Raw genomic sequence first — 23,704 nt, 5'->3', positions numbered from 1 at the left:
GGCTACTCCTTGCCGGGTACGGGGGTGGGGGCGGCGGCCGGGACGGCGGTGGTGGCGGACCCGGTTCCGGCGCGCGAGAGGACGAGCAGCAGGGCCCAGGTGATGAGCAGGGAGAGCAGGGAGACGGCGACCGACATCCGGGCCTCGGCGCCGGAGACGGTGACGATCCACACCGCGAAGGGCCGGAAGCCCAGCAGCGAGGCGACGGTGTACTCGCCGAGCACCAGCGCCAGGGTGAGGAAGGAGGCCCCGGCGAGCGAGGAGCGCAGGTTGGGCAGGATGACGCCCACGATGACCTGCAGCCGGCTCGCCCCGCAGTTGCGGGCCGCCTCCACCAGCGTGGGGACGTCGACGGCGCGCAGTCCCGCGTCCAGCGAGCGGTGCACGAACGGCAGCGCCAGCACGGTGTAGGCGAGGACCAGCACCACCGGGAACGACTCGTTCTGCACGGCGAGGAAGGTCTGGTAGAGCGGGGTGCGCGAGAAGTGGTCGGGCCCCCAGCGCAGCACGGTGGCGATCCCGGTGACCAGGGCGATCGGCGGCACCACCAGCGGCAGCATGCAGACGACCTCGACCACGGCCCGCAGCCGGGGCGGCCCGAGCCGCACCGCGACGAGCGCGGGGACGACGAGCAGCAGGGCCAGGGCGATGGTGGCGGCGGCGAGGGAGAGCGAGAGGAAGAGGCTCTCGGTGAAGCCTTCGGCGGACAGGATGCCGCTGTACGCCTCGAAGGTGAGGCCCTGGTTCGGTACGTGGACGGTGAAGACGAACGAGGAGAGCAGCGGGGTGACGAAGTAGAGCCCGGCGATCGCCAGGACGGCACCGCGCCAGTACCGGGGGCGCGTACGGCGGGCCTTCACCGGGGCGAGGGCCTCGGGGGCGGCGGTGGTCAGTGCAGCCATCGGGAGCTCCGTCGCTGGAGGGGCAGATAGACCGCCATCACCAGTCCGGCGATCACGATCATGTCGAGGCTCAGCGCCAGCGCCACGTTCTCCTGGCCGACCAGGACGTTCCCGGAGAGCGCGTCGGCGATCTTCAGGGTGACCAGCGGTACGGAGCCGCCGACGAGGGCGGCGGCCGTGGCGTGCGCGGCGAAGGCGCTGCCGAAGAGGAGGACGAACCCGCCGAGCAGCGAGGGCGCGAGCACCGGCAGGCCGACGTGGCGCCAGAACTGCCAGGTGGTGGCGCCGGTGTTGCGGGCGGCCTCGCGCCACTGGGGGCGCAGCCCGTCCAGTGCCGGGACGACGACGATCACCATGAGCGGGATGAGGAAGTAGAGGTAGATGACGGTGAGCCCGGTGAAGGAGTAGAGGTTCCAGCCGAGCGCGTCCAGGTGCCCCAGCTGGGTGACCACACCGGAGATGCCGAGGGTGGCGACGAAGGCGAAGGCCAGCGGGATCCCGCCGAAGTTGGCGAGCACCCCGGAGGCGGTGAGCACGGCCCCGCGCAGCGCGCCGCGCCGCGAGGTGACGACGGCCTGCGCGATCAGCACGCCGAAGACGGTGGCGATGGCCGCGGTCAGCGCGGAGAGTTCGACGCTGCCGGTGAGCGAGGTGAGGTAGGGGCCCTGGAGCGAGCGCTGGAGGTGCTCTCCGGTGAACTCGGTGGTCCCGGCGACCGGGTCGGTACGGGTGATCGCCCCGTACAGCAGGGCGCCGGCGGGCAGTCCGAAGCAGAGTCCGGCGAAGACGAGCAGCGGGAGAGCGCCGAGCCAGGCGCGGGGCGGCCGACGGCGGCGCGTACGGCCACCGGCCTTCACAGGGGCCGCCCCGGGTCCCGGGGCGGCGGTCGGGTGGGATGGGGTCATCAGGAGACGGCCTTGTCCCAGTTCTCGGAGAGCGTGGCGTTGGCCTTGTCGAGCTCCTCGGAGCTCGGGAACGTCGGCGTGCCCTCGACGGCGGGAAGCTTGGCTACGAAGGTCTTGTCGGCCGTCCCGTCCTCGGTCATGGCGGGCAGCAGCACCGGGCGGGCGTACCCCTTGAGCCAGAGGTTCTGGCCCTCGGCGCTGTACAGGTACTCCATCCAGAGGCGGGCGGCCGCCGGGTGCGGGGCGTCCTTGTTGATGGCCTGCGAGTAGAACTGGGCGTACACGCCGTCGGTCGGTACGGAGACCTTCCAGTCGACGCCCTTGCCCTTGAACTGGTCGGCGTACCCGGCGTTCAGGTAGTCCCAGTCGATGCTGATCGGCGTCTCGCCCTTCTCGACGGTCGCCGGGGTGGACTCGACGGGGATGAAGTTGCCGCTCTTCTTCAGCTTGCCGAAGAAGTCGATGCCGGGCTGGATGTCCCCGAACGAGCCCTTGTTGGCCAGGGACGCCGCGTACACGCCGCCGAACGCGGAGCCGGACTTGGTCGGGTTGCCGTTGAGGGCGACCTTGCCCTTGTACTCGGGCTTCAGCAGGTCCGCGAAGGTCTCGGGGCAGCTCTTGATGCGGGCGGCGTCGCAGCCGATGGAGACGTAGCCGCCGTAGTCGTTGTACCAGCGGCCGTCCGCGTCCTTCTGGCTGTCGGGGATCTTGTCCCAGGTGGCGACCTTGTACGGGGCGAAGAGGTTCTCGGACGCGCCGCTGCGGGCGAAGGCGATACCGAGGTCGAGGACGTCGGGGGCGCGCTTCTGGCCCTTGCGGGACTTGACTGCGGCTATCTCGTCGGAGCTGGAGCCGTCCGGGTTCTCGCTCTTGATCTTGATCTTGTACTTGGCCTGGAAGCTCTTGATCAGCTCGCCGTAGTTCGCCCAGTCCGGCGGCAGGGCGATCACGTTGAGCTCGCCCTCCTTCTCGGCGGCGGCCACCAGCTTCTCCAGCCCGCCGAAGTCGGCGACGGAGGCGGCCTCGGTGGACTTCACCCCGTTGGCACCGGTCGCGGCCTTCTCCTCGGGCGCGGCACCGCACGCGGTGAGGGCGGTGAGGGCTGCGGTGGAGAGGGCGAGGGCGGCAACGGCACGGCTGTTGGCGCGGATACGGGGGCGGGGTCGGGCTCTGCGCACGGTAGGTCTCCCAGGAGCGAAGCGTGAGGGCCACTTGTTCATACAAGCTGGCACCAGTTCGCCCGGGCCAGGTGTCCGGGAAGTTAACGTCCCATGTCTGCCGCCGCAAGAGGGCGGGAAGAGGAAAGCGCACTATCCAGGGGTTCTGGTAGATAACGACCTCGCATCGAAACGCCTCGCGACGACGCTAGAGTGAGCGGCAGGACCGTCACCGAAGAGCGGACCTGTACACAGCGCATCCTGCGCATTGACGGCCGAGGGGGACGCATGGGCGCTACGCGCTACCGGGAGATCGCCGAGTCGCTGCGGCACGCCATCCGCACCGGCACCTACCCGCTCGGCTCACGACTGCCGTCGGAGAGCGACCTCTCCGCCCGCTGGGAGGTCTCGCGCGGCACGGTCCGCCAGGCGGTGGCGCTGCTCGCGTCCGAGGGGCTGATCGGCTCCCGGCAGGGAGCCCGCCGGGTCGTGCTGCGCCAGGAGCGGCGCCAGAGCTTCCAGCAGCTCAACAGCTTCGCGCAGTGGGCGCAGGCGATGGGGTGCGAGGTAGCCAGCCGCATCCTGACCCGCACGGTGCGGACGGCGACCGACGAGGAGGCCGAACGCCTGGACGCGGAGCCGGGCAGCGAGGTGCTGTACGTGCTGCGGCTGCGATGGCTGGACGGGGAGCCGGTGATGGTCGAGCGGACCGTGTACGCGGGCTGGGTGGCGCCGGCCGTCCTGGAGCTGCCGGAGGACTGCGTCTCGATCATGGACAGCATCGCGGAGCGGGCGGACATCGTCGCGCACTACGGCGAGCACCTGATCGACGCGGTCGCGGCGGGCAGCGAGGACGCCCGGCTGCTGCGGGTGCGCCGGGCCAGCCCGCTGCTGCGCCAGCGCCACCTGACGTACACGGCGGCGGGCCGGGCCATCGAGTGGACGGACGACCGCTACCGGGCGGGCAGCGTGGTCTTCAACGTGATGAACTCCGCGGGGGCGGCCCCGCTGGAACGCAGGGCGGGGCCGGACGTGCGGGGCTGAGAACTTCCCGTACGCGTACGGGCTCTGCCGCCTCGTACGCGTACGGGCTGAGCCGCGCTCGTACGCGTACGGACTCAGCCGCCGGAGGTGTCCAGCTCCGCGTCGGCGCTGATGCCCGAGCAGTCGTAGGGGTCCTTGAGCCAGCCGTCCGGCAGGACGACCCGGTTGTTGCCCGAGGTGCGCCCGCGCGGCCCGTCGGCGCCGTCCGGCCAGGGCTGGTCGAGGTCCAGCTCGTGCAGCTGACCGCCCAGCTCCTCCAGCGAGGAGGTGATCGCCAGCTTCTTGCGCATCTCCGATCCGACGGCGAACCCCTTCAGATACCAGGCGACGTGCTTACGGAAGTCGATCACGCCACGGGTCTCGTCGCCGATCCACTCCCCCAGCAGCGTCGCGTGGCGCACCATGACGTCCGCGACCTCGCGCAGGGTCGGCGCGTGCCGGGTGGGGCTGCCCTCCATGGCGTTCACCAGGTCGGCGAAGAGCCAGGGCCGCCCCAGGCATCCGCGCCCGACGACGACTCCGTCGCAGCCGGTCTCCCGCATCATCCGCAGGGCGTCGTCGGCACACCAGATGTCCCCGTTGCCGAGGACGGGGATCTCCGGGACGTGCTCCTTGAGCCGGGCGATGGCGTCCCAGTCGGCGGTGCCGCCGTAGTGCTGGGCGGCGGTCCTGCCGTGCAGGGCGACGGCGGTGACGCCCTCCTCGACGGCGATGCGGCCCGCGTCGAGGAAGGTGATGTGGTCGTCGTCGATGCCCTTGCGCATCTTGATGGTGACGGGGAGGTCACCGGCGTTGGAGACGGCCTGGTTGAGGATGGCCCGCAGCAGGGGCCGCTTGTACGGCAGCGCGGAGCCGCCGCCCTTGCGGGTGACCTTGGGGACCGGGCAGCCGAAGTTCAGGTCGATGTGGTCGGCGAGGTTCTCGTCGACGATCATCCGGACCGCCTTGCCGACGGTGACCGGGTCCACCCCGTACAGCTGGATCGAGCGCGGGGTCTCGGTCGCGTCGAAGTGGATCAGCTGCATGGTCTTCTCGTTGCGCTCGACCAGCGCCCGCGTGGTGATCATCTCGCTGACGAACAGCCCCTTGCCCCCGGAGAACTCCCGGCACAGCGTCCGGAACGGGGCGTTGGTGATGCCGGCCATGGGCGCGAGCACCACTGGCGGCTGCACGGTGTGCGGGCCGATGCGGAGCTGCGGGAGAGCGGGGGCGAGCGTGGTCATTGCTCCATTGTCGCGTACGCCGGAGGGGTGGCCGCCCGGGCGTGGCGGTCGGGCGGCACGGCCTCGGTCCTCGGCGGCGTCGGGCCGGACGGAGGAGTCGTTCCGCACCGAGGCCGGCCGCATGCGTGATGCGGCCGGCCTCGGTGCGGTGTCCTCAGGGAAGGTGCTTGCGGGCCGCAGCCACGGAGTCCGTGACGCCGTGCACCGCCGTGTCCGTCACGTCGCCGACCCGGTCGGCGACGGCGTGCGCCCGGTGGGTGAGGGCGTCGGACGCGTGGCCTGCGGTGTGGCGGGTGCGGAAGGCGAGCGAGGGCTTGCCATGAGTGTCGGCCGCGGCGATGAGGAGGCCGCCGAGCAGGGATACGTTCGCGAGCAGCTCGGCCCGGCGGGCCGAGCGTTCTTCGGGGTCCTCGGCCGCCCCGTCGGAGTAGGCGGCGAGGGCCGCCGGCACCAGCGTCACCGCGAGCGCCGCCGATGCCAGCCGCGGCGCACGCCCCAGCGCGAGGAGGACGCCGGCGCCGAGCTGCACGGCCCCCTGGACACGTGCGAGCTGCCCGGGATCCTCCGGGAGGAAGGAGACCCGCGAGGCGAGTCTCACGACCCCCGGGTCGTTGCCGGTCCTCCCGGAGGAGTCACGGGGGACCGGGTTGCGTACCGCCGCGTACCCGTCACGGATGAACTTCGAGGCCAACAAGGGCCGGGCGACTCTGCGCAGAACAGCCATGTCCGTCAGCTTCCCCGACCGGGGTGCACCACACCCGCTGCGACATCCCGGGTGGCGGGCAGGGGCGTGGCCTCGGTGTCGCGCGGCCGGCCCTTCCCTCGCGGAGCGCCGTCGGATCTGCATCGCGTAGAAAAATATGCCGTGCAGGTGTACCCGGAGGATGTGGGGGTACCGGCCGCCCCTGACCGGTGCAGGGCGCAGCGTGTCCGAGAGCTTGGGGAGAAGATCATGGTGGTGGGTGCGCAGACGGCGGCCTCGGTGGTCACGGAGCCGTCGCCGCTGCCGTACGTCGATCCGTCGGCGGTGCGGCCCCGGGATGCCCGGGACCTGAGCAAACTGTTCTTCGACCGGCTCCAGGTCCTCGAAGAGGGCACGCACGAGTACCAGTACGCGCGCAACACGCTGATCGAGATGAACCTGTCGCTGGTGCAGTTCGCGGCGAAGCGCTTCCGCAATCGCGGAGACGGCCAGATGGAGGAGATCATCCAGGTCGGCACCATCGGCCTGATCAAGGCGATCGACCGCTTCGAGCTGTCGCGCGAGGTCGAGTTCACCTCGTTCGCGATCCCCTACATCGTCGGCGAGATCAAGCGCTTCTTCCGTGACTCCACCTGGTCGGTCCATGTGCCCAGGCGCCTCCAGGAACTCCGGGTGACGCTCGCCAAGGCCAAGGAGCAGCTCGCCGGCGACCTGGACCGCGACCCGACCGTCGCCGAGCTCGCCACCCACCTCGGCATCGGCGAGGAGGAGGTCATCGAGGGCCTCGTCGCCGCCAACGGCTACACCGCGGGCTCCCTGGAAGTCCCGCCCACCGGCCCCGAGCAGGAGGCGGGAACCCGGTCCTACGCCGATGTGATGGGCGAACCGGACGCGGCCATGGAGCTGGTCGAGAACCTCCACGCGCTCGCCCCGCTCCTCCAGGATCTGGATGAGCGCGAGCGCACCATCATCTCCATGCGCTTCGGCCAGGAAATGACCCAGGCCCAGATCGGGGAGCGGCTCGGGCTCTCCCAGATGCACGTCTCGCGGCTGCTCAACCGCATCCTCGCCAGACTGCGTGCGGGACTGCTCACCGAGAAGTGAACGCTTGATGTCGCCGGGGTGGGAGCGGCTACAGGGGGCACAAGGTCGGTCACACCACCGATGTGACGGATGGTGCCCCCATGCCGCTCCCCCGCCCCGACAGGGTGCGCACGCTGCTGGCCCGTTACTACGAGCTGCAGTTGGAACACTCCCAGGAACCCCCCTACGAGTTGCAGCGGAGTCTGGAGGACGTGACGTACACCCTGTGCGTCACCACCACCGGCACCCGCACCGTGCAGGACGCGCTGCTCGCCGCGGAGGCCGTCCTGCGGACCGCGCCGGCGGCAGCGGCGCACTCCCTGCCCGACATCCCTGAGCAGCGGCGCACACCCCCGGGAGCAGCACCGTACTCCTCCGCTTCCTGAGCGGCATGAGCGACGAAGGGGCGGGGTGGCTGATCCATGGCAGGCAGTCCCGCCGCCCTTCTTGGCGTCAGGACCTCTCCGCGGCGAACTCCTGCGTACCGAGCACCCGCAGCAGCTCCATCCGCCTGCGGGTCTCCCCGTCCGCCGGGGTGAGGACCAGCAGCAGCTGCCCCTGGTCGGGGGTGACCAGGGTCTCGCAGTCCAGTTCCAGGCGGCCCACGCGCGGATGCAGCAGGGTCTTGCGGTCGGCGCGGCGGACAGCGACCGCGTGTTCGGTCCAGAGGCGGCGGAAGTCCTCGCTCTCGGCCTGGAGCCGGTCGACCAGGCCGGTGACCTCCGGGTCGCCGCCCCGGCGGCCGGCGGTCGCGCGGAGGTCGGCCACCAGCTGACGGGACTGGCGGCTCACCTCCTCCGGCGGGTGGCCGGCCCGGACGGCGGGGTCGGTGAACCAGCGGTGGACCAGATAGCGGCGGTCGCCGGTGAAGCCCGTGTGGTCGCCGTGGAGCAGGATCGCGGCCCGGTTCTGGGCCAGGATCTCGCCGAGGTCGGAGAGGACCAGGGCCGGGGTGTCGCCCAGCAGGTCGAGCATGCGCACCAGACCGGCGCGGGCCCGCCTGGCCGCCTCCCCGTGGGCCGGAGGCTGGTGGCCCGCCAGGTGGAACAGGTGGTCGTGTTCGTCGTTGGACAGCCGCAGGGCCCGGGAGAGGGCGCCGAGGAGCTGAGCGGAGGGCCGGCTGCTGCGGCCCTGTTCCAGGCGTACGACGTAGTCCACGGACATCCCGGCGAGCAGGGCCACCTCCTCGCGCCGCAGCCCGGCGGTACGGCGGCGAGGGCTCGCGGTGATGCCGACCTCGGCCGGCTGGATCGCCTGACGGCGCCTGCGCAGGAAGTCGGCCAGCTCTTCGCGTTCCATGTCCTCCATGGTCCCTCGCCCCGGCTGCCTCATCCAGGGAGCGGCTCTCCCATGATCGACGCTCCGCTCCCGCGCCGGTCCGCGCGGGCGCAAGGTGGCAGGGAGAGACCCCGACGAAGGAGAGTTCCATGCATGCCACGCACAGCTTGCCGACACGCACCCTCGGCACCGGCGGGCCCGCCGTCTCCGCCCTCGGACTCGGGGCCATGGGGATGTCGGGCGCCTACGGCGCGGCCGACCGCGCGGAGTCCGTCGCGACCGTGCACGCCGCCCTGGACGCGGGGGTCAGCCTGATCGACACCGGCGACTTCTACGCCATGGGCCACAACGAACTGCTGCTGGCCGAGGCCCTCCGGGGCCGGGACCGGGACAGCTACGCGCTGAGCGTCAAGTTCGGGGCGCTGCGGGGGCCGGGCCATGAGTTCAGCGGGCAGGACGGCCGTCCCGAAGCGGTGAAGAACTTCCTTGCGTACTCGCTGAACCGCCTGGGCACCGACCACATCGACGTCTACCGTCCCGCCCGGCTGGACCCCGCCGTGCCGATCGAGGAGACGGTCGGCGCGATCAAGGAGATGGTCGACGCCGGGTACGTACGCCACATCGGGCTTTCGGAGGTCGGCGCCGCGACGATCCGCCGGGCGCACGCCGTCCACCCCGTCGCCGACCTTCAGATCGAGTATTCGCTGATCTCCCGCGCCGTCGAGGCGGAGGTGCTGCCCACCCTGCGGGAGCTGGGCATCGGGCTCACCCCGTACGGCGTCCTCAGCCGGGGGCTGATCTCGGGCCACTGGTCCGCCGACCGGGCATCCGAGCCCGGTGACATGCGTACCGTCAGTCCGCGCTTCGCCGCGGGGAACGTCGAGCACAACCTGGCCCTCGTCGAAGCGCTGCGCGCCATCGCCTCGGAGAAGGGGTGCACGGTCGCCCAGCTTGCCATCGCCTGGGTCGCCGCCCAGGGTCCGGACATCGTGCCGCTCGTCGGCGCCCGTACCCGTGAGCGTCTGGCCGAGGCCCTGCCCGCGCTGAACGTCCGTCTGACCGCGGAGGATCTCGCCGCCATCGAGACGGCGGTGCCCGCGGGTACGGCGCGCGGCGACCGTTACCCGGCCGCGTTCATGTCCGGCCTCGGCGTGGGCAACTGAACGTCCCGGGCGGACGGTGTCACCACCGGCGGTTCACCGTGGCTTTCGGGCCGGTCACCAGGGTCGCCGCCGGAACGTCCTCGGCCACCACCGCACCGGCGGCGATCACGGCGTCCTTGCCGATGGTGACGCCGGGCAGGATCGTGGCGCCGGCTCCGATCCAGACGTTCTCCTCCACATGGATGGGGCCGCCGGTGAGATAGAGACGCCGCTCCACCGGGTCGACCGGGTGGCCGCTGGTGATGAAGGTCGCCTTCGGGCCGACCATCACGCGCTCGTCGAGCCGGATCCCGGCGTGGTCCAGGAACGTGCAGTTCTGGTTGATGAACACCCGCTCGGCCAGATCGAGCCGGAGGCCGTGGTCGGTGAAGAAGGGCGGGTAGATCGTGACCCGCGCGGGCAGCGGTCTGCCGAGGATCTGCGCGAACAGGGCCGCTCTGCCCTCCTCGTCGTCGAAGGGCAGGACATTCAGCCGGGAGGTCAGCTCGGTGACTCGGAGGACCCGGTCGGCCATGGTCTGGAACTCGGGGCTGTGGATGCGCATGAGACGGTCACTGGGCATGGGTGTCACCCTGCCATCTGCTCGATCCGGCCCGTCGAGCGCCGAGAGCAGCGCGTCCGGCGAGCGCCGAGAACAGCGCGTCCGGCGAGCGCCGAGAACACCGGTGGCCCGAGGCGTAGTACGCCTCGGGCCACCGGTCCTCAACCGGCTCACATGCTCGCGAAGACCGCTCCGATGACCATGCCGCCCACCAGCCCGATGGCGCTGACGACGATGGCGACGGTGGAGAGCCGCTCGTGCCGGACGGTCTTGGCGACGATGGCCAGCACCAGGCCGGCCAGGGCGAACACGATCGGCAGGAAGATGAACCCGATCACGCCCAGGACGATCGCGATGATGCTGAGCACGTTGTTGTCCGCCCCACGCTGGGGCGCGCCGTGATGCTGCTGCCCGGTCGGCTGCTGGTTGCCGTACTGCGTAGCCATCTGTCGCTCCTTCGGGACGGTCGCTGCGAGATCCGGTCCCGACGTGGACCGGCCTGCCCCTCGGGTGCCCCGAAGTTCCTTGCTGACACACCTACTTGGAGTCGGCGGCAAGGGCGATCCGGTGCAGCCGGTCCAGCCGCGCGCGGGTCTCGTCGTCCACCGGCGGGTAGCTGACCAGGCTCGGCCCGCTCGCCGGGCCGAGCCAGAGGTTGGTGTGCTCGACGTGGAGCAGCCCCACCCGCGCGTTGCGGATGTACTTGGTCCGCCCCCGCTGGTCGACCACCTCGTGGCGCTCCCACACCTCCCGGAACTCCGGCGACCGCGTCTCCAGCCGGTGCAGCAGCGCCTTCCAGGCGGGCTCGGCCAGGTGCCCGGCCATCGAGGCCCGGAACTTGGCGGCCATCATCCGGGTGACCTCGGGCAGGTCGACGACGGAGGCCCGCCACTCGTCGTGGGTGAAGGCCAGCAGCAGGCAGTTGCGGTCCTCGGGCGGCAGCGCGTCGAGGTCGCAGAGCAGCCGGGAGTAGGTGCGGTTGTACGCGAGGACGTCGTACCGGCTGTTCTGGACGCAGGCCGGAATGGGGTCCAGCTGCTCCAGCATGGTCCGCAGCGCCGGGGTCACGGTGGGGCACTCCGTGCCGGGGGCCGGGTCGGCGGCCTCGGAGAGGGCGAAGAGGTGGGCGCGTTCGCTCGGGTCGAGCAGCAGGGCGCGGGCGAGGGCGTCCAGCACCTGGGCGGACACCTGGATGTCCCGGGCCTGCTCCAGCCACGTGTACCAGGTGACCCCGACCGCCGAGAGCTGGGCGACCTCCTCGCGGCGCAGCCGCTGCTGGGAGCCGCGCTCCCGCTCATCGACTTCTTCATCGTCAACGTGGCCCTGCCCACGATCGACCGCGACCTGAACGCGGGCCCCGCCCTGCTCGAACTCGTCGTCGCGGGCTACGGCCTCGCGTACGCCGTCCTGCTGGTCCTCGGCGGGAGGCTCGGCGACATGGTGGGCCGGAGGCGGCTGTTCCTCGTCGGCATGGCGGCCTTCGGAATCACGTCACTGGCCTGCGGACTCGCCCCCGACGCCTGGACGCTCGTCGGCGCCCGGGTCGCGCAGGGCGCCGCCGCCGCGCTGATGCTGCCGCAGGTGCTGGCCACGATCCAGGCGGCGACGCGGGGCCCGCGCCGGGCCCGGGCGATGAGCCTGTACGGGGCGACGGCCGGGCTCTCCATGGTCGCGGGCCAGATCCTGGGCGGGGTGCTGGTCGCCGCCGCCCCGATGTCCTCGGTGTTCGGCGAGAGCGCGGGATGGCGGTCGGTGTTCCTGGTGAACGTGCCGGTGGCGGTGGTGGGCCTGATCCTGGCCGCCCGCGCGGTGCCGGAGACGCGCTCGGACCGCCCCGCACCCGTCGACGTACCCGGGACGCTCCTCCTGGCCCTGTCCCTGGTGACGCTGCTGGCCCCGCTCACGGAGGGGCGGGCCGCCGGGTGGCGGCTGTGGACCTGGGTCCGGTCTCTCGCTGGCCCCGATGGCCCTGGCGTTCTTCGCGGCCTCACTCGCGGGCCCCCGGCTGATCCGCCGCTACGGCACCCGCATCGTCACGGCGGGCGGGCTGATCCAGGCGGTGGGCGTGGTGGTGCTGGTGCTGACCGTGCACTTCGCGTGGCAGGGCCTCGGCCTGTGGGGCCTCCTGCCGGGTGTGGCCGTCGCGGGCCTCGGCCAGGGCCTCCAGCTCCCCGTACTCTTCCGGATCGTGCTCTCCGACGTACCGCCCGAGAAGGCCGGGGTGGGCGGCGGCGTGATGACGACGACGCAGCAGGCGGCACTGGCCCTCGGGGTGGCCACGCTAGGCACTCTGTTCCTGGCGCTGGCGGCGGTGGCCCTGACGGTCGGACTGAGCCTGCGGCTGCCGCGTACGGTGGCCTGAGCAGGCCGGGGAGGGGACGGGGACAGGTGCTGGATTACGACGACGAGGCGCGGGACTACGACGCGTCCCGCGGCGGCGAACCGAGGGCCCTTGGGCCGCGGCGGACGCGGTGGAACGGCTGCTGCCGCAAGGGCCCTGCACGATCCTGGACATCGCGTGCGGTACGGGCATCGTGACCGGACGGCTGCTGCGCCCGGGGCGGAGAGTGGTGGGCGTCGACCGTTCGCCCGGGATGCTGGGCCTTGCCGGGCGGCGGGTGCCGGGAGGTGTCGTACGGGGCGACGCCACGAGGCTGCCCTTCGCTTCGGACGCGGTGGACGCCGTCGTGATCGTCTGGTTGCTCCACCTGCTGCCGCACCCCGAACCGGTGCTGGCCGAGGCGGCCAGGGTGCTGCGGCCCGGCGGGGTGCTGATCACCACCGTCGACAAGAACGACGCGTACTTCGCCGAGGACAGCGACATCGCCCGGGTCACGGCGGACCTGCGGCACCAGTACGCACCCCATGTGCCCGACAGCATCACCCGCGTGCTCGACCGGGCGACGGAACTGGGGCTGGCGCTCACGGCCCGGACGGAGTTCCCCGGCACCGGGCAGGGCCGCAGCCGGCGCGAGGCGATCGACGCGGGCCACATCTCATGGTGCACGCACGCCTCCCCGGACCAGGTGGCCGACGTACGCCGCCGCCTCGCCGCCCTACCGGACCAGGACGCGGCCCGGCCTGACCCGCAGTACCGTCTGGTCGCCTTGAAGTAGGCCCGGCAGCACGTCAGAAGACGGACAGCCCGGTGAGCGTGGTGAAGCGGTCGAGGGCCGACACGCCCGCCACCGAGTTGCCGCGCCGGTCTAGGCCCGGGCTCCAGACGCACAGGGTGCACACCCCGGGCACGATGGCGATGATTCCGCCGCCGACACCGCTCTTGCCCGGCAGCCCCACCCGGTAGGCGAACTCTCCGGCCGCGTCGTACGTCCCGCAGGTGAGCATGACCGCGTTGACCTGCTTGGCCTGGCTGCGGGTCAGCAGCGCGGAGCCGTCGGCCCGGACTCCGTGCCGGGCCAGGAACCCGGCGGAGAGGGCCAGGTCCGCGCAGGACGCCTCGATGGAGCACTGGCGGAAGTAGGCGGCGAGCAGCTCGGGGACCGGGAGCGTGATGTTGCCGTAGGAGGCCATGAAGTGGGCCAGCGCGGCGTTGCGGTCACCGAAGGCCGCCTCGGAGGCGGCGACCTCCGGCATGAAGTCGATGGCGGGATTCCCGCTCTCCGAGCGCAGCAGCTCCCGCACCTGGCCGGCGGCGTCCCCGGTCAGGGCCTGCAGCCGATCGGTCACCACGAGGGCGCCTGCGTTGATGAACGGGTTACGGGGAATCCCGTTCTCGTACTCCAGCTGAACCAAAGAGTTGAAGGGGTTGCCCGAGGGCTCGCGGCCCACGCCCCGCCATATCTGCTCGCCGTCCAGGGAGAGCGCCAGGGCCAGGGCGAACACCTTGGAGATGGACTGCGTCGAGAAGGGCTGCTGCCAGTCACCGACCCCGTAGACGGTCCCGTCCGGCTCCGCGACGGCCATGCCGAACCGCCGGGGGTCGGCACCGGCGAGCATCGGTATGTAGTCGGCGGGGGTGCCGTGGTCGGTGAGCGTGGCCATCTCCTCGGCTATGCGGCTGATCACGGCGCTGAAGCGGTGGGAGCCGGTGCGCGGGGCCGGAGTGCTGGCCCGAGGGGTGGCGGAGGCGTGGGACACGGCAATTCCTGACGGCGAGGGGAGCGAGGGGGCCCGGCGGGCGGAGTCGGAGCGGGAGGTCGCCCATAGTGTGACCCGCCGACCGAAATCGGCCAAGAATCCCCTCGCGCCGCCTGTCTTCAGGCCCCGGAGCCGTGCTCCTGGACCTGGCCCCCCGGCCGGTTCACGCCCCCTGCGTCCAGAGGAACCGGAGCTCGGGATAGCGGTGGGTGGGGGCGTCGAGCAGCGGTCGGTGGAGCCCAAGCAGGAACCGGTCGAAGAACGCGGTGGCGCAGGCGCGGGTGACCGTCGCGGCGCGATGCGGTGCGATCGTGCCGAGGTAGTCGCTGAAGAGCGGCTCGGGCCACCGCTCCCGGAGCCCGGCGGCGGCCGCGAGGTCGGGCACGTCGGTGGCAGAGAGGTGGCCGCCGCCCCTCAGGTGCACGTGCCGACCCCAATTTCGGTGGTGGGCCCGCCACCGCGCCCATGTCTCGTGGTCCGGTGAGGAGGTCAGCAGCAGGAAGGGCCGGTCGAGCCCGGTCTCCGCCACCGTGGTGCCGAACAGGCCGCCGTCCAGGTCGAGCCCGGCGACGAAGCGGCGGTCGGTCCGCATGGCCTCGGCTGCGGCGGCACCGCCCAGGGAGTGGCCGAGCAGCCCGACGCGGTGGACGGGGACCCCGCCGAGGGGGCGGGTACGACGGCACAGCGCATCCGCGACGCAGCGCAGGTCCGCGGCCCGCACGGCGACCTCCAGCCGGTCCTGGGCATCCCAGTCCTCCGGTTCGGCCGGCAGGGCGCCGAGCCCCAGGCGGCCGTCGGGGAAGCGGACGGCGGCGGCATCGTAGGTGTGGTCGACGGCCGCGACGAGGTGACCGTGGGAGGCGAGTTCCTCGGCCAGGCCGCTGGTGAGGATGCGCGAGGCGCCGCGTCCGTGGCTCAGCACCACGGCCGAACGGGTCCCGGGGGCGGGGCGGCCTCCGGCACGCGCGTGCGTGCCGACGCCCTTCAGCACGCCCGGCCGCATTCCCCAGTCGGCCTCCAGCGGCGCGGCGGTGCCCGGGTCGGCGTAGGGGGCGACGGGGTTACGGCGGTGGGGCGAGGAAGCCCGGGAGCCGGCGGGGTACCAGAGCTGCACCATGAGCTTGCGGGGGCCGGGACGCGAGGCGAACGGATCCGTGCGCCCGAGATCGGTGAGCGGCAGGGAGCGGGTGGAGACGGAGTGCCTGCCGGTGGGGCGCGGCAGCACGGCGCGCGTGACCGGCGGGGTGGCGGCCGGGGAGCGAGGGAGAGCGGCGGCGGTGGCGGTCGGCAGTGCGCCGGAGCCGAGGGCCGCGAGGGCGATGGTGAGCGACTGCGCGTCGGGTGAACACCGGTATCTCCTCGGAGGAGGGGGCGATCGGGGGAGGAATCCAGCCACACCATATTTGGTCTGGACCAATAGCGGGAGGGGTTCCGCCGCGCGCTTGCCGACCCACCCGGAAACGCCCTGGCCCAGGGTCTGTTGCGGAAGTAGATCTTGGTGACGCCAGGGTCCCTCTCTGTCGGCTTTCGCGTGGGGAGGGGCAGGAACCATGGACGCTCACGTACGGACTCGCGTTTCGGCATACGCCATCGCGGTGGAGGACGAACGGCTGCTGCTGACCCGGCTGTCGGACGCCTCACCGGTCTTCACACCGGGTCTGTGGCACATGCCGGGCGGCGGAATCGACCCGGGCGAGCAGCCCGTGGAAGCCCTGTCCCGTGAACTCCGGGAGGAGACGGGACGTGAACTCGCCGATGCCCGACTGCTCGACGCGCGGACCTACGCAGTCCGGCGAAACGGAGTGAGCTGGAGCCTCACGGCGTTGTTCTACGCCGTTGCCCTCAAGGGCGGGGCGAGTGAGGTGACCGAGGTCGATGGCTCCACCGACGCGGTGATGTGGATTCCTCTGGCCGACCTCCGGGACGACACCATGCTGTCACCGGCAGTGGCGGACGCGCTCCGCATGCTCGAACAGGCTGAAGGCCCTGGCCACATACGCTCGTTGAGGACTGCGCACGCGGCAGATCAGTTGCATCTCTGAGAATGATGCGCATGGTCCACCGAATCGAAGCACCCACTCCCGACGGTGCCGCATCTGTGGACCGTATGCAGCTCACGGCCTGACTCCTGCGCGATCTCCTGCAGCATCCTGGGGCCTGCCGGCGAAGCGGATCGCCTGTCAGACCTCTCTGGGATGCTCCGAGCATGGCGATGACGCTGCAGCTGACGATCGACTGCTCCGATCCGCAGAAGATGGTGACCTTCTGGGCCGAGGCCCTCGACTACGTGCCTGAGCCTCCGCCGGGCGGGCACGCCACATGGCGTACGTACTGGGCGTCGATGGGGGTGCCCGAGGAGGAGTTGCCGCCCGGTGCCGGGGACATTCCTGAGTCGATCATCGATCCCGCGGGACGAGGACCGAGGGTGTGGTTCCAGCAGGTTCCGGAGCCGAAGGCCGCCAAGAACCGGTGGCACTTCGACCTGAAGGTCGGCGGGGGCCGTGACGTCCCCCTGGACGTCCGCACACAGCGGGTCAAGGCTACGGCGGAACGGCTGGTCGAAGCTGGTGCCACGGTGCTGCGGATCAGGGACGAGCCGGACATGGGGCTGTACGCCGTCGCCATGCAGGACCCCGAGAGCAACGAATTCGACGTCATCTGAGGGCCGTTGCGGCGGTGCATTTACTGCGGCAGTTGCGAACGCGTTCCGCGATCAGGCATCCGCCCGAGTTCGGTTCTGCTGTGCGGACTTGAGAGGTGGGGACTGTCAGTACCCGGCGCCGGGATGCTCACCTGGGCCATGCCCCAGATCCTCCGTCACGGGCAGGCACTCGGCGAGCAGGTCGACGACGTCGCGCCAGGCTCGCTGCGCGTGCTGAGGGTGGTAGCCGACGCCGGGGACCACAGGGTGGCCGACCGGCGGGTGGTGGAAGGCGTGCAAGGCGCCGCCATAGACCGTGAGGCGCCAGTCGACGCCCGCGGCCTGCATCTCGGCGGTGAACGCGTTCCGTTGCGCGGGCGGCATGATCGGGTCTTCCGACCCGACCCCGGCCCACACCGGGCAGCGAATGCGCGCCGTCTCGCCCGGTCGGCCCGTGGTAGTTGCGTTGACTGTCCCGATCGCGCGCAGGCTGACGCCGTCGCGCCCGAGTTCCAGCCCGACGGCGCCCCCGGTGCCGTAGCCGACGGCGGCGATCCGGTCGGGGTCGGTCCGCGGTTCGGTGCGCAACACGTCGAGCGCCGCATGGCCGATGCCCCGCATCCGGTCGGGATCAGCGAGCAGCGGCAGGCAACGGGCCAGCATCTCCTCGGGGTCGCCCAAATAGCGCCCACCGTGAAGGTCGAAGGCCAGCGCCACATATCCCAGCTCGGCGAGAGCATCGGCCCTGCGACGCTCGACGTCGCTGAGCCCCATGCCCTCCGGTCCGAGCAGCACCGCAGGCCGGCGGTCGACACCGGCCGGGAGCGCGAGGTGCCCGATCATCGTCAAACCGTCGGCCGGATACTCGACCGTACGCGTCGTAATCGTTGTCATGAGACTGGACTGTAGTGACCGTCGAGCCCGGGTCGGCCGGTGCTCTGCCGCTGGCAGAACAGCCCGGGTGTCCCTCTGAACTGGCGACGCTGGACCGCAGCAGACAGATGGAGCCGAGTTGCCCGGCTTGCAGGCCTGCGACGAACGCGGTGAACGCGTCCGCGGAGACATCAAGGCTCAGCCTCGACGCCTCCTCCGGCAGAGGCATTTCTGGCCCGGCCCCTGAAGGTCGGGCCGCTTGCGATGTTCAGCCGGTCAGACTGGCGGGTTGGAGTACGCCTTGCGCCGGAACGCAGCCTCGGTCCCCGGTCCGGCGATGCCGTCGATGTCACCGGTGTAGCCGTTGAACTTCTTCAGGTTGGCCTGGAGCGACGCGATCGTCTTGAGCCCCACGATCCCGTCGATGTCACCCTTGTAGGGAAGGGGCTGGTCGGGCCAAGTGGCCAGGAAGCGCTGCATCGCCTTCCAACTGTTGGTTCCGAGCACCCGTCGATCTTGCCCTTGTAGCCGTACATGGTGAGGATCCACCGCTGGATCCGCTGGGCACCCTGCTTGTCGAGGCCGAGATTGATCACGGCCGCGCTCGCCGGCCCGGCGAGGCCGACCACCGCCACGCCGGATGCCGCCACCGCCAGCAGCCCGCCTCTGATCAGCCCACGACGCGAGACGCCGTTCCGCCTGTTCTGCTCCACGTTCTTCCCTCCGTTGGCCGGGGATCTTCTCCCGGCTTGGCGCACAGGCCAACCCGGACCGTCATCGAACCCATCCGGGTTCCGGAGGAGCTCTTCCGCGTGCTGCCGATGCGCTCGGGAACGGGTCGGTACGCGGATGCCTCTGGGCCCCGGCCGGACGTACAGCTGCAGACAACTACCCCTGGAAACCTGGACCTTGGGCGGGTTCGCCACCTCGGCATAGCCGAGCCTGCGGAGGACTTCATCCTCGTACAGCAGGACGCCCCACCGCGCTCGACACGATGGGCGACGCGGTGCCGGTAGCGCCCGTATGTGTTCGCCTCCAGGCTCAGCCCGGCAGACCCGGCAAACAGCGTCCGGGGCGAACTCCCGGCCATGCACGAGGTCTTCGAGTTCGGACTCGGCCAGCCAGTCGTACCGGGCGGCTTCCCGGGGATCGAGCGTGATCCGTGTCGTGACGACGGTTTCACGGAGGCCTGACCAGCAGGGGCTGATCACGCCGTTGCGCAGGAATTCGAGGACGAAGCGAGGGGCCACATGTACGCTCGGCTCCTCTGCCGATTCCTGCGCTGCGGCTCGCGCGCAACAGTCCCCCTGACCGGTCGCAGACCCCTCACAGCTATGCTCGTAACGAGCCAGCTGATCTTACAGAGCCCTACTCCGAGGTACTCACCACCCGTATCCTCGGATTGAATTCTGGAGTGATCGATGAATGGTCAGGACGAGACCGACAGCACCCGGCAGCGCGGCAATCGCACTCTTGAGGCCGTATTCGCGTTGCTGCTGGTTGCCGGCATCGCTCTCCCCTATGCCCAAGCAATTCCATGGCTGGCAGAGAACGGGCTGGACCTGCATCGTCTGATCGATGAGATCTTCGCGACCCGAATCAGCAGCTTCTTCGGCTGGGACGTGATCGTCGCCGTCGTCGTGCTGCTGACTGCCGTATCCGTCGACACGCACCTGCCCAAAGGCCAGAAGGCTTTGGTAGGCCTCGGCGCACTACTCGGCGCCTCAGTCGGGCTGCCGCTCTACCTCCTGCTACGCCAGCGCAACCTGCGACGCGACCCTCCCTGAAGCACCGCAAAGGTCGTAGAGGTCTTCCCGAAACGCTTCAAGTACGACAACGGAGAGTCGGTGCCCGAGTGAGGAAGAGGGACTCGTCGTGACAGATTTCATTCGGGAAGGGCGACTCTTCAGAGTAAGTGGGTTCGTTCCCTCTAACAGGCAGCTCTTTCTGATCAGCGAAGCCACATTCGAGAACGGAACCACGACGACGGTCGAGGTTTGCGTCGGGCATGTGGAACTGATGTTCCTCAAGCCCTACTACAGGAACGGGCTCCACATCCGGCGAGCGACCGCCGAAGAGTTCGACGTGCTCAGTGAACGGCACGGCATTCAGCCTCGACGCCTCCTCCGGCAGAGGCATGCGCGACCGCATCTCCTCCCGGAAGCGGACCGGCTTGTGGCCCAGTTCGGCCAGCCGCGCGTAGGTGCCTCCCGGCCCGGTGTCCTCCTGGGTGATGGCCGAGCCCGCGACGAGGGAAGCGGGAAGGTACGACGTCGACAGCAGCACCGGTTTGCCGTCCAGCACGAACCTCCGGCTCCTGATCCACGCACTCTCGCCCTCCCCGAGGTCGAGCACCCTCGCTGCACTCTCCGGGGCGGCTCCTTCGCGCACCTCCACCTGATCCACCACCAGGTCCGGCCCCCGAGATCCGCCTCCCAGACCGAGCGTCCGGACTCCCACTGCTCGCGCGCCAACCGCTGGATCCCCCGACGCCTCAGCGGCTGGAAGCCACGACCCGAGCTCGTCATGCTGGAATCAGTTCAGGCCGGACGGTCTCCCGAGCCCGTTCGTACAGGGCCTGGGCGTCATGGTTTCTGATGTGCGGGCCGATGAGCTTGAACATGTCCGTCATGCGCTTGTCGATACGCCCCGAGTTCACCAGGGGGTAGTCGTCCAGCGCGAGTCCCCACGTCTTGCAGGCGGCTTCGAGATGTCCCGTTGCCAGTTGCCGTTCGGCGAGGATCGCTCGTTCCTTCACACGTGTACGGCGATAGATGCCATACCTCAACCGGTCCGATTCCTGCATGGCAGCAACAGCGCCGTGCACATCGCCCATCTCAAATCGCACTTGGCTGGTGTGGTAACTGAGGGACGCGGGGTCGTACGAGCCGAACGCCTTCCCCCTGGACTCCGCCTTGTCCATGGCGAACTCGGCTTCCTGTAAGTACATGAGGGCCGAACGCCGTTCACCGATCTGTGCTGCCGCGTGCGCCTGTTGTCCGGCGAGGAAAGCGCGCATCCGTGGTCCGGCTTGAGGTGACGCAGCCGCTGCGGCATCGGCAAGGCGCATGGCTACCGGTCCTTGGCCCAGGTCCACGGCTTGCACGCTCATTCCCCGGAGCGTGGTGCAGAACGTCAGGTGATCCTCGGACGCCCCGGCCAGCTCCAGCGCCTGGAGGTAGTAGCGCTGTGCCAGCCCGTGCAGCCCTTCGTCGACCGCCATGTATCCCGTGAGATAGCAGAGGTCCGACGCCGCCGACATCATCGCCTTGCGTACGTCCTCGGGCCCGCTTGTCCGCAGGAACGGCACGACCGTGTTCACCAGAAACGCAGCGGCGAGTGGCCGTGCAGTGCGGCCTCCGAACTGGTCATCCATCGAGGAGAGCTGTTCGGTCATCGCGGCTACGGTGTCGACGTCGGACATGCCGACGCGGGAGCGGACTCCTTGCTGCGCGGCTTCCATTCGGCCAACTACGTCCGGCCAGCCCGGCACGGTGAGGGCGACGGAGAACAGGGCAACACCCAGCACACTGCGGCGGGACGGGTCCATGTCCAGCCTCCCCAGATCGATGATTCCATCCACCGTACTGAGAGGCGCTACTTCCCTCCCGCCCTTGGTGGCAGGGGCAGGGAAGCCGACTTCCGACGGCGCCACGGGCCGCCCGAGCTTGCGGGCGAACGCCTCAAGGATCAGCGGCCGAGCGTCTTCGCGCGGCACGCTCCCGCTCAGCCACTGGTGCACGGAAGGGGCACGGTACTGCTTCGGGGTGCCGCGTTCCGTACCGATTCGGTTGACCGCTTGCGCGCACTGTCTGAGCGTCCACCCTGTCTCGCGCAACAGCCGATCAAAGCTCGCGTTCGATTCGCTGGTACTCACGTTTTCGTCAACTCCCCCTAGCACAGAGACGTTGAGGCTTAACGCTCTTAATTCTTGTGCGCTTCCCAACACTACCGCCGAGGGCGCTCGCGCTGTTGCCTGGAGTACACAGTCGATCACTAAGCGAAAGGGATCAGGTGCGAGTGGAAACCGAGTCGCTGCCGCCCACCGTGGGCACCCTCCTGGTCGACACCGGCCGCGCCAACCGCGTCGGCGAGTTCCGAGGGGTCGCCGGCCTCCACTGGTCCCTCCGCCCCATGGGTGGCGGCATCGAGTGGGAGGTCGAGCCCCGGCACGTGCGCCCCGCGCTCCCCATAGAGCAGCTCCGCGCCCGTACCGCACGGGCCAACGCCCGCAGCCGGGGTGAGGTGCTGTGAACCACCCCCTCGCCCTGTTCCAGGTTCGGCTCGTCCTCGCTCTGGGGGCGGCGGAAATCCGGGCACGGCTCCGGCTCCCCCGCCTCATGTGGGCGCTCACCCGGCGGCCCGCCCGCCCCGCCGCACCCTTCGCCGAACTCGTACGCATCGAATCCGACCCCGCCTACCGGGCCCTGTTCTTCGCGGAGTTGGACGTGGCACTCGAAGAACGACTCGCGACCCGCACCGCCGTCGTGGACGAGATCGAGGCGGCGGCCGAACGGCTGAAGGCCCTGATCCGGCACGGCGACCACGGGCGTGCCGCGTGATGCGCGCTCGTTACGCCGCCGAGGTCACCGTGACCGTCGGGCAGCGGTTCGCCTCACTCGGCGGGGTCACCGTACGGAACCGTCGGCTGGTCCTACTGTGGCTCCGCAGGCAGGCGCTCCGCCTCGCTGACGGACACGGGAGCGCCGTGAGAGACGAGTCGCCCGCCGATGTACGGCCCGTCCTCTTTCACGGCTCCGATGCTCCAGAAGGGTTGCGGTTCTGGGCCACCGACGGCCGGCGCCAGGACGATGCGATACGGGCCCTGGAAGCGGGCTTTCCCTTGCTGTTCACCGTAGTTGACCCTGCCGTCGGGCTGAGCCTGACTCTCGCCGGGTGGCGCGGTTCACCGGCCGACCTCTAGGCCCCAGGCCCCCTCCACAGAAGAGGCCGACGTGCTGCAATGCACCGCCGTGACCGACGTCCCGCTCAGCGACGCACTGGTCGCCCTCGCCACCATGGGCGGCGGGCCCGACGACCCGTCGCATGACCTCTCCCTGGACCACTTCCTCCTGTGCGAGCTCGGTGAGCACGACTCCCGTACCGAGCACGACTCCCGTACCGAGCACGCCGCCCTCCTCCGGCCGTCCGAGACACCCAGCAGACCCGCCCTCTGGTTCTTCTGGACCGGTGCCGGCACGGACCGCGTCCACCGGATCGGGCCGGTGCCCTGGTGCCCCGCCGTCCTCCGCCATCTCGACACGGGCGCCGTGCTTCAGTGCTCGTTCTTCGACCGCCACACCGCGTCCCACTCCTGGGGCGTGACCGACCCGCTCGGTGATCTGCTCGCCGACGGGTCCGTTTCCGACGAGGAACCGAAGGGCCGGACCCAACCATGAACCAGTGCACCGCCGTTGTGCTGCTGCCACCCCCTGACCACGTGGTCGCCCTGTCGGTCCCCGGGCACCGCCCCGAAGCCGGGCACGTACTCTGCGAACTCGGGGAGGACCACGGTCACGCCCACGCGGCCATGCTCTGGGACGAGGGCGGGCGTCCCGGAAGCGCCGTCTGGGCCCGGTGGGACGCCGAGCGGACCGAGCTGGTGCCGCTCCCCTGGTGTTCCGCCCTCGACACCCGCGACGAGGCCTGCGGGCTGTTCGCCGGGCACCCGTCCGGGCACAGCTGGCAGGTCACCGACCCCACCGACGAGGCGATCAGGCGGGCCCTCGCGGAGCAGCACCCCCATCTGTTCCCCGAGCGCCCTCCTCGGGGTGAATGAGGTGGCCGAAACAGCCCTGGCAGGTTCACGCCGTTCACCGGCGACATGACGGATTTCTTACGCAAGCCTTTTCAGTCAGCACCAACATATTGAAAGAATGCTGCGATAACATCCGCTCGGTAACCGGGTACAGCCCGGCCCGGCCGGTGAGCAAAGAGGCATGAATGCCCCCATCTTCCCGGCCGGGGAAGATGATCGCGCCCTTTACTTCAAATCGGGGCCGTGCCTATAGTACGACTCCGATCCCGCACGGGAAAACGGGGGTAGCTTTGCATGCCGTCATAGCCCATTCCGTCATAGCTCATTCCGTGGTC

General features: G+C 70.5%; 24 protein-coding genes and 6 pseudogenes. 15 read left to right on the top strand and 15 right to left on the bottom strand.

Annotation, left to right across the window (positions count from 1 at the left end; translation table 11 throughout):
* Positions 1-2 precede the first annotated feature (2 nt).
* The 3 genes from ACK8N7_RS25640 to ACK8N7_RS25630 are packed head-to-tail and all read right to left on the bottom strand — an operon-like array spanning position 3 to position 2,985.
* Positions 3-902 carry an ABC transporter permease gene (locus ACK8N7_RS25640; RefSeq protein WP_403208275.1) on the bottom strand — a complete coding sequence of 300 codons (900 nt, stop codon included), beginning with the start codon at positions 900-902 and terminating at the stop codon, positions 3-5.
* A complete protein-coding gene (locus ACK8N7_RS25635; RefSeq protein WP_403208273.1) occupies positions 890-1,807 on the bottom strand; it encodes an ABC transporter permease in 918 nt (305 codons plus the stop codon). The genes ACK8N7_RS25640 and ACK8N7_RS25635 overlap by 13 nt, the downstream gene beginning before the upstream one ends.
* Entirely contained in the window at positions 1,807-2,985 is a 1,179-nt protein-coding gene (locus ACK8N7_RS25630; RefSeq protein WP_500444239.1) for an ABC transporter substrate-binding protein, read from the bottom strand. The genes ACK8N7_RS25635 and ACK8N7_RS25630 overlap by 1 nt, the downstream gene beginning before the upstream one ends.
* A 267-nt stretch (positions 2,986-3,252) precedes the next feature.
* Between ACK8N7_RS25630 and ACK8N7_RS25625 the strand changes: the two genes are divergently transcribed.
* The gene (locus ACK8N7_RS25625) at positions 3,253-4,008 is read left to right on the top strand and encodes a GntR family transcriptional regulator (RefSeq protein ID WP_403208269.1); all 756 of its coding nucleotides are present in this window, start codon (positions 3,253-3,255) and stop codon (positions 4,006-4,008) included.
* A gap of 74 nt (positions 4,009-4,082) precedes the next feature.
* Here ACK8N7_RS25625 and dusB read toward each other — a convergent pair whose 3' ends face one another.
* Both dusB and ACK8N7_RS25615 read right to left on the bottom strand, forming a co-directional pair.
* Positions 4,083-5,231, bottom strand: a complete 1,149-nt coding sequence (dusB, locus tag ACK8N7_RS25620) for a tRNA dihydrouridine synthase DusB (protein ID WP_403208267.1) — start codon at positions 5,229-5,231, stop codon at positions 4,083-4,085.
* 154 nt (positions 5,232-5,385) lie between these two features.
* The gene (locus ACK8N7_RS25615) at positions 5,386-5,955 is read right to left on the bottom strand and encodes a DoxX family protein (protein WP_403208265.1); all 570 of its coding nucleotides are present in this window, start codon (positions 5,953-5,955) and stop codon (positions 5,386-5,388) included.
* A 228-nt stretch (positions 5,956-6,183) separates the two neighbouring features.
* Here ACK8N7_RS25615 and ACK8N7_RS25610 point away from each other — a divergent pair, with 228 nt between their 5' ends.
* Positions 6,184-7,038: a SigB/SigF/SigG family RNA polymerase sigma factor gene (locus tag ACK8N7_RS25610; RefSeq protein ID WP_500444238.1), complete on the top strand. Its 855-nt coding sequence runs from the start codon at positions 6,184-6,186 to the stop codon at positions 7,036-7,038.
* Positions 7,039-7,118: 80 nt separating this feature from the next.
* Positions 7,119-7,403: a DUF5133 domain-containing protein gene (locus ACK8N7_RS25605; protein WP_500444237.1), complete on the top strand. Its 285-nt coding sequence runs from the start codon at positions 7,119-7,121 to the stop codon at positions 7,401-7,403.
* Between the two features lie 67 nt (positions 7,404-7,470).
* Here the strand turns inward: ACK8N7_RS25605 and ACK8N7_RS25600 are convergent, their stop codons facing one another.
* A complete protein-coding gene (locus ACK8N7_RS25600; RefSeq protein ID WP_500444236.1) occupies positions 7,471-8,316 on the bottom strand; it encodes a helix-turn-helix domain-containing protein in 846 nt (281 codons plus the stop codon).
* A gap of 146 nt (positions 8,317-8,462) precedes the next feature.
* Here ACK8N7_RS25600 and ACK8N7_RS25595 point away from each other — a divergent pair, with 146 nt between their 5' ends.
* Entirely contained in the window at positions 8,463-9,458 is a 996-nt protein-coding gene (locus ACK8N7_RS25595; RefSeq protein ID WP_500445848.1) for an aldo/keto reductase, read from the top strand.
* A 19-nt stretch (positions 9,459-9,477) separates the two neighbouring features.
* On the opposite strand, the gene ACK8N7_RS25590 is transcribed toward ACK8N7_RS25595, so the two are convergent.
* The 3 genes and pseudogenes from ACK8N7_RS25590 to ACK8N7_RS25580 form a co-directional block, all read right to left on the bottom strand.
* Positions 9,478-10,020, bottom strand: a complete 543-nt coding sequence (locus ACK8N7_RS25590; RefSeq protein WP_500444235.1) for a DapH/DapD/GlmU-related protein — start codon at positions 10,018-10,020, stop codon at positions 9,478-9,480.
* A 149-nt stretch (positions 10,021-10,169) separates the two neighbouring features.
* Complete coding sequence (locus ACK8N7_RS25585; RefSeq protein ID WP_403208255.1) at positions 10,170-10,445, bottom strand: hypothetical protein; 276 nt, start codon at positions 10,443-10,445, stop codon at positions 10,170-10,172.
* Positions 10,446-10,536: 91 nt separating this feature from the next.
* A pseudogene (locus tag ACK8N7_RS25580) lies at positions 10,537-11,286 on the bottom strand (MmyB family transcriptional regulator); the annotation flags it as partial.
* On the opposite strand from ACK8N7_RS25580, the pseudogene ACK8N7_RS25575 reads away from it, so the two are divergent.
* Both ACK8N7_RS25575 and ACK8N7_RS25570 read left to right on the top strand, forming a co-directional pair.
* Positions 11,245-12,361 (top strand): annotated as a pseudogene (locus ACK8N7_RS25575) (MFS transporter). The pseudogenes ACK8N7_RS25580 and ACK8N7_RS25575 sit on opposite strands and share 42 nt — an antisense overlap.
* 26 nt (positions 12,362-12,387) lie before the next feature.
* A pseudogene (locus ACK8N7_RS25570) lies at positions 12,388-13,115 on the top strand (class I SAM-dependent methyltransferase).
* Between the two features lie 13 nt (positions 13,116-13,128).
* Here ACK8N7_RS25570 and ACK8N7_RS25565 read toward each other — a convergent pair.
* Both ACK8N7_RS25565 and ACK8N7_RS25560 read right to left on the bottom strand, forming a co-directional pair.
* Positions 13,129-14,097 carry a glutaminase gene (locus ACK8N7_RS25565; RefSeq protein WP_403208253.1) on the bottom strand — a complete coding sequence of 323 codons (969 nt, stop codon included), beginning with the start codon at positions 14,095-14,097 and terminating at the stop codon, positions 13,129-13,131.
* A gap of 163 nt (positions 14,098-14,260) precedes the next feature.
* Positions 14,261-15,493 carry an alpha/beta hydrolase family protein gene (locus ACK8N7_RS25560; protein WP_500444234.1) on the bottom strand — a complete coding sequence of 411 codons (1,233 nt, stop codon included), beginning with the start codon at positions 15,491-15,493 and terminating at the stop codon, positions 14,261-14,263.
* Between the two features lie 154 nt (positions 15,494-15,647).
* Here ACK8N7_RS25560 and ACK8N7_RS25555 point away from each other — a divergent pair, with 154 nt between their 5' ends.
* Positions 15,648-16,139 (top strand): NUDIX hydrolase, encoded by a 492-nt coding sequence (locus tag ACK8N7_RS25555; RefSeq protein ID WP_403208249.1) that lies wholly within the window; start codon positions 15,648-15,650, stop codon positions 16,137-16,139.
* 164 nt (positions 16,140-16,303) lie between these two features.
* Positions 16,304-16,759, top strand: coding sequence for a VOC family protein (locus ACK8N7_RS25550; RefSeq protein WP_500444233.1), 456 nt, complete (start codon positions 16,304-16,306; stop codon positions 16,757-16,759).
* Positions 16,760-16,864: 105 nt separating this feature from the next.
* On the opposite strand, the gene ACK8N7_RS25545 is transcribed toward ACK8N7_RS25550, so the two are convergent.
* Complete coding sequence (locus tag ACK8N7_RS25545) at positions 16,865-17,632, bottom strand: dienelactone hydrolase family protein (RefSeq protein WP_403208246.1); 768 nt, start codon at positions 17,630-17,632, stop codon at positions 16,865-16,867.
* Between the two features lie 255 nt (positions 17,633-17,887).
* Positions 17,888-18,324, bottom strand: a pseudogene (locus tag ACK8N7_RS25540) (peptidoglycan-binding domain-containing protein).
* Positions 18,325-19,032: 708 nt separating this feature from the next.
* Here ACK8N7_RS25540 and ACK8N7_RS25535 point away from each other — a divergent pair.
* Positions 19,033-19,398 (top strand): DUF2834 domain-containing protein, encoded by a 366-nt coding sequence (locus ACK8N7_RS25535; RefSeq protein ID WP_403208242.1) that lies wholly within the window; start codon positions 19,033-19,035, stop codon positions 19,396-19,398.
* Positions 19,399-19,486: 88 nt separating this feature from the next.
* Positions 19,487-19,720, top strand: a pseudogene (locus ACK8N7_RS25530) (hypothetical protein); the annotation flags it as partial.
* Here the strand turns inward: ACK8N7_RS25530 and ACK8N7_RS25525 are convergent.
* Positions 19,721-20,124: pseudogene (locus ACK8N7_RS25525) on the bottom strand (UTRA domain-containing protein); the annotation flags it as partial.
* Positions 20,125-20,135: 11 nt separating this feature from the next.
* Complete coding sequence (locus tag ACK8N7_RS25520) at positions 20,136-21,488, bottom strand: NsdA family TPR-like regulatory protein (protein WP_500444232.1); 1,353 nt, start codon at positions 21,486-21,488, stop codon at positions 20,136-20,138.
* A gap of 143 nt (positions 21,489-21,631) precedes the next feature.
* On the opposite strand from ACK8N7_RS25520, the gene ACK8N7_RS25515 reads away from it, so the two are divergent.
* Genes ACK8N7_RS25515 through ACK8N7_RS25495 form a run of 5 tightly spaced genes read left to right on the top strand, consistent with a single transcriptional unit; the run spans position 21,632 to position 23,390 of the window.
* Complete coding sequence (locus ACK8N7_RS25515) at positions 21,632-21,865, top strand: hypothetical protein (protein WP_403208238.1); 234 nt, start codon at positions 21,632-21,634, stop codon at positions 21,863-21,865.
* Complete coding sequence (locus tag ACK8N7_RS25510; protein WP_500444231.1) at positions 21,862-22,173, top strand: hypothetical protein; 312 nt, start codon at positions 21,862-21,864, stop codon at positions 22,171-22,173. The genes ACK8N7_RS25515 and ACK8N7_RS25510 overlap by 4 nt, the downstream gene beginning before the upstream one ends.
* Positions 22,173-22,535: a hypothetical protein gene (locus tag ACK8N7_RS25505; RefSeq protein ID WP_403208234.1), complete on the top strand. Its 363-nt coding sequence runs from the start codon at positions 22,173-22,175 to the stop codon at positions 22,533-22,535. Before ACK8N7_RS25510 ends, ACK8N7_RS25505 begins: the two co-directional genes overlap by 1 nt.
* Before the next feature lie 31 nt (positions 22,536-22,566).
* Positions 22,567-23,010 (top strand): hypothetical protein, encoded by a 444-nt coding sequence (locus ACK8N7_RS25500; RefSeq protein ID WP_403208232.1) that lies wholly within the window; start codon positions 22,567-22,569, stop codon positions 23,008-23,010.
* Complete coding sequence (locus ACK8N7_RS25495; protein ID WP_500444230.1) at positions 23,007-23,390, top strand: hypothetical protein; 384 nt, start codon at positions 23,007-23,009, stop codon at positions 23,388-23,390. The genes ACK8N7_RS25500 and ACK8N7_RS25495 overlap by 4 nt, the downstream gene beginning before the upstream one ends.
* Positions 23,391-23,704 lie beyond the last annotated feature (314 nt).

Origin of the sequence: Streptomyces griseobrunneus (assembly GCF_046713465.1) — a bacterium.
In the GTDB taxonomy this organism is placed as follows: domain Bacteria; phylum Actinomycetota; class Actinomycetes; order Streptomycetales; family Streptomycetaceae; genus Streptomyces; species Streptomyces microflavus.
This window is presented reverse-complemented; position numbering and strand designations above follow the sequence as displayed.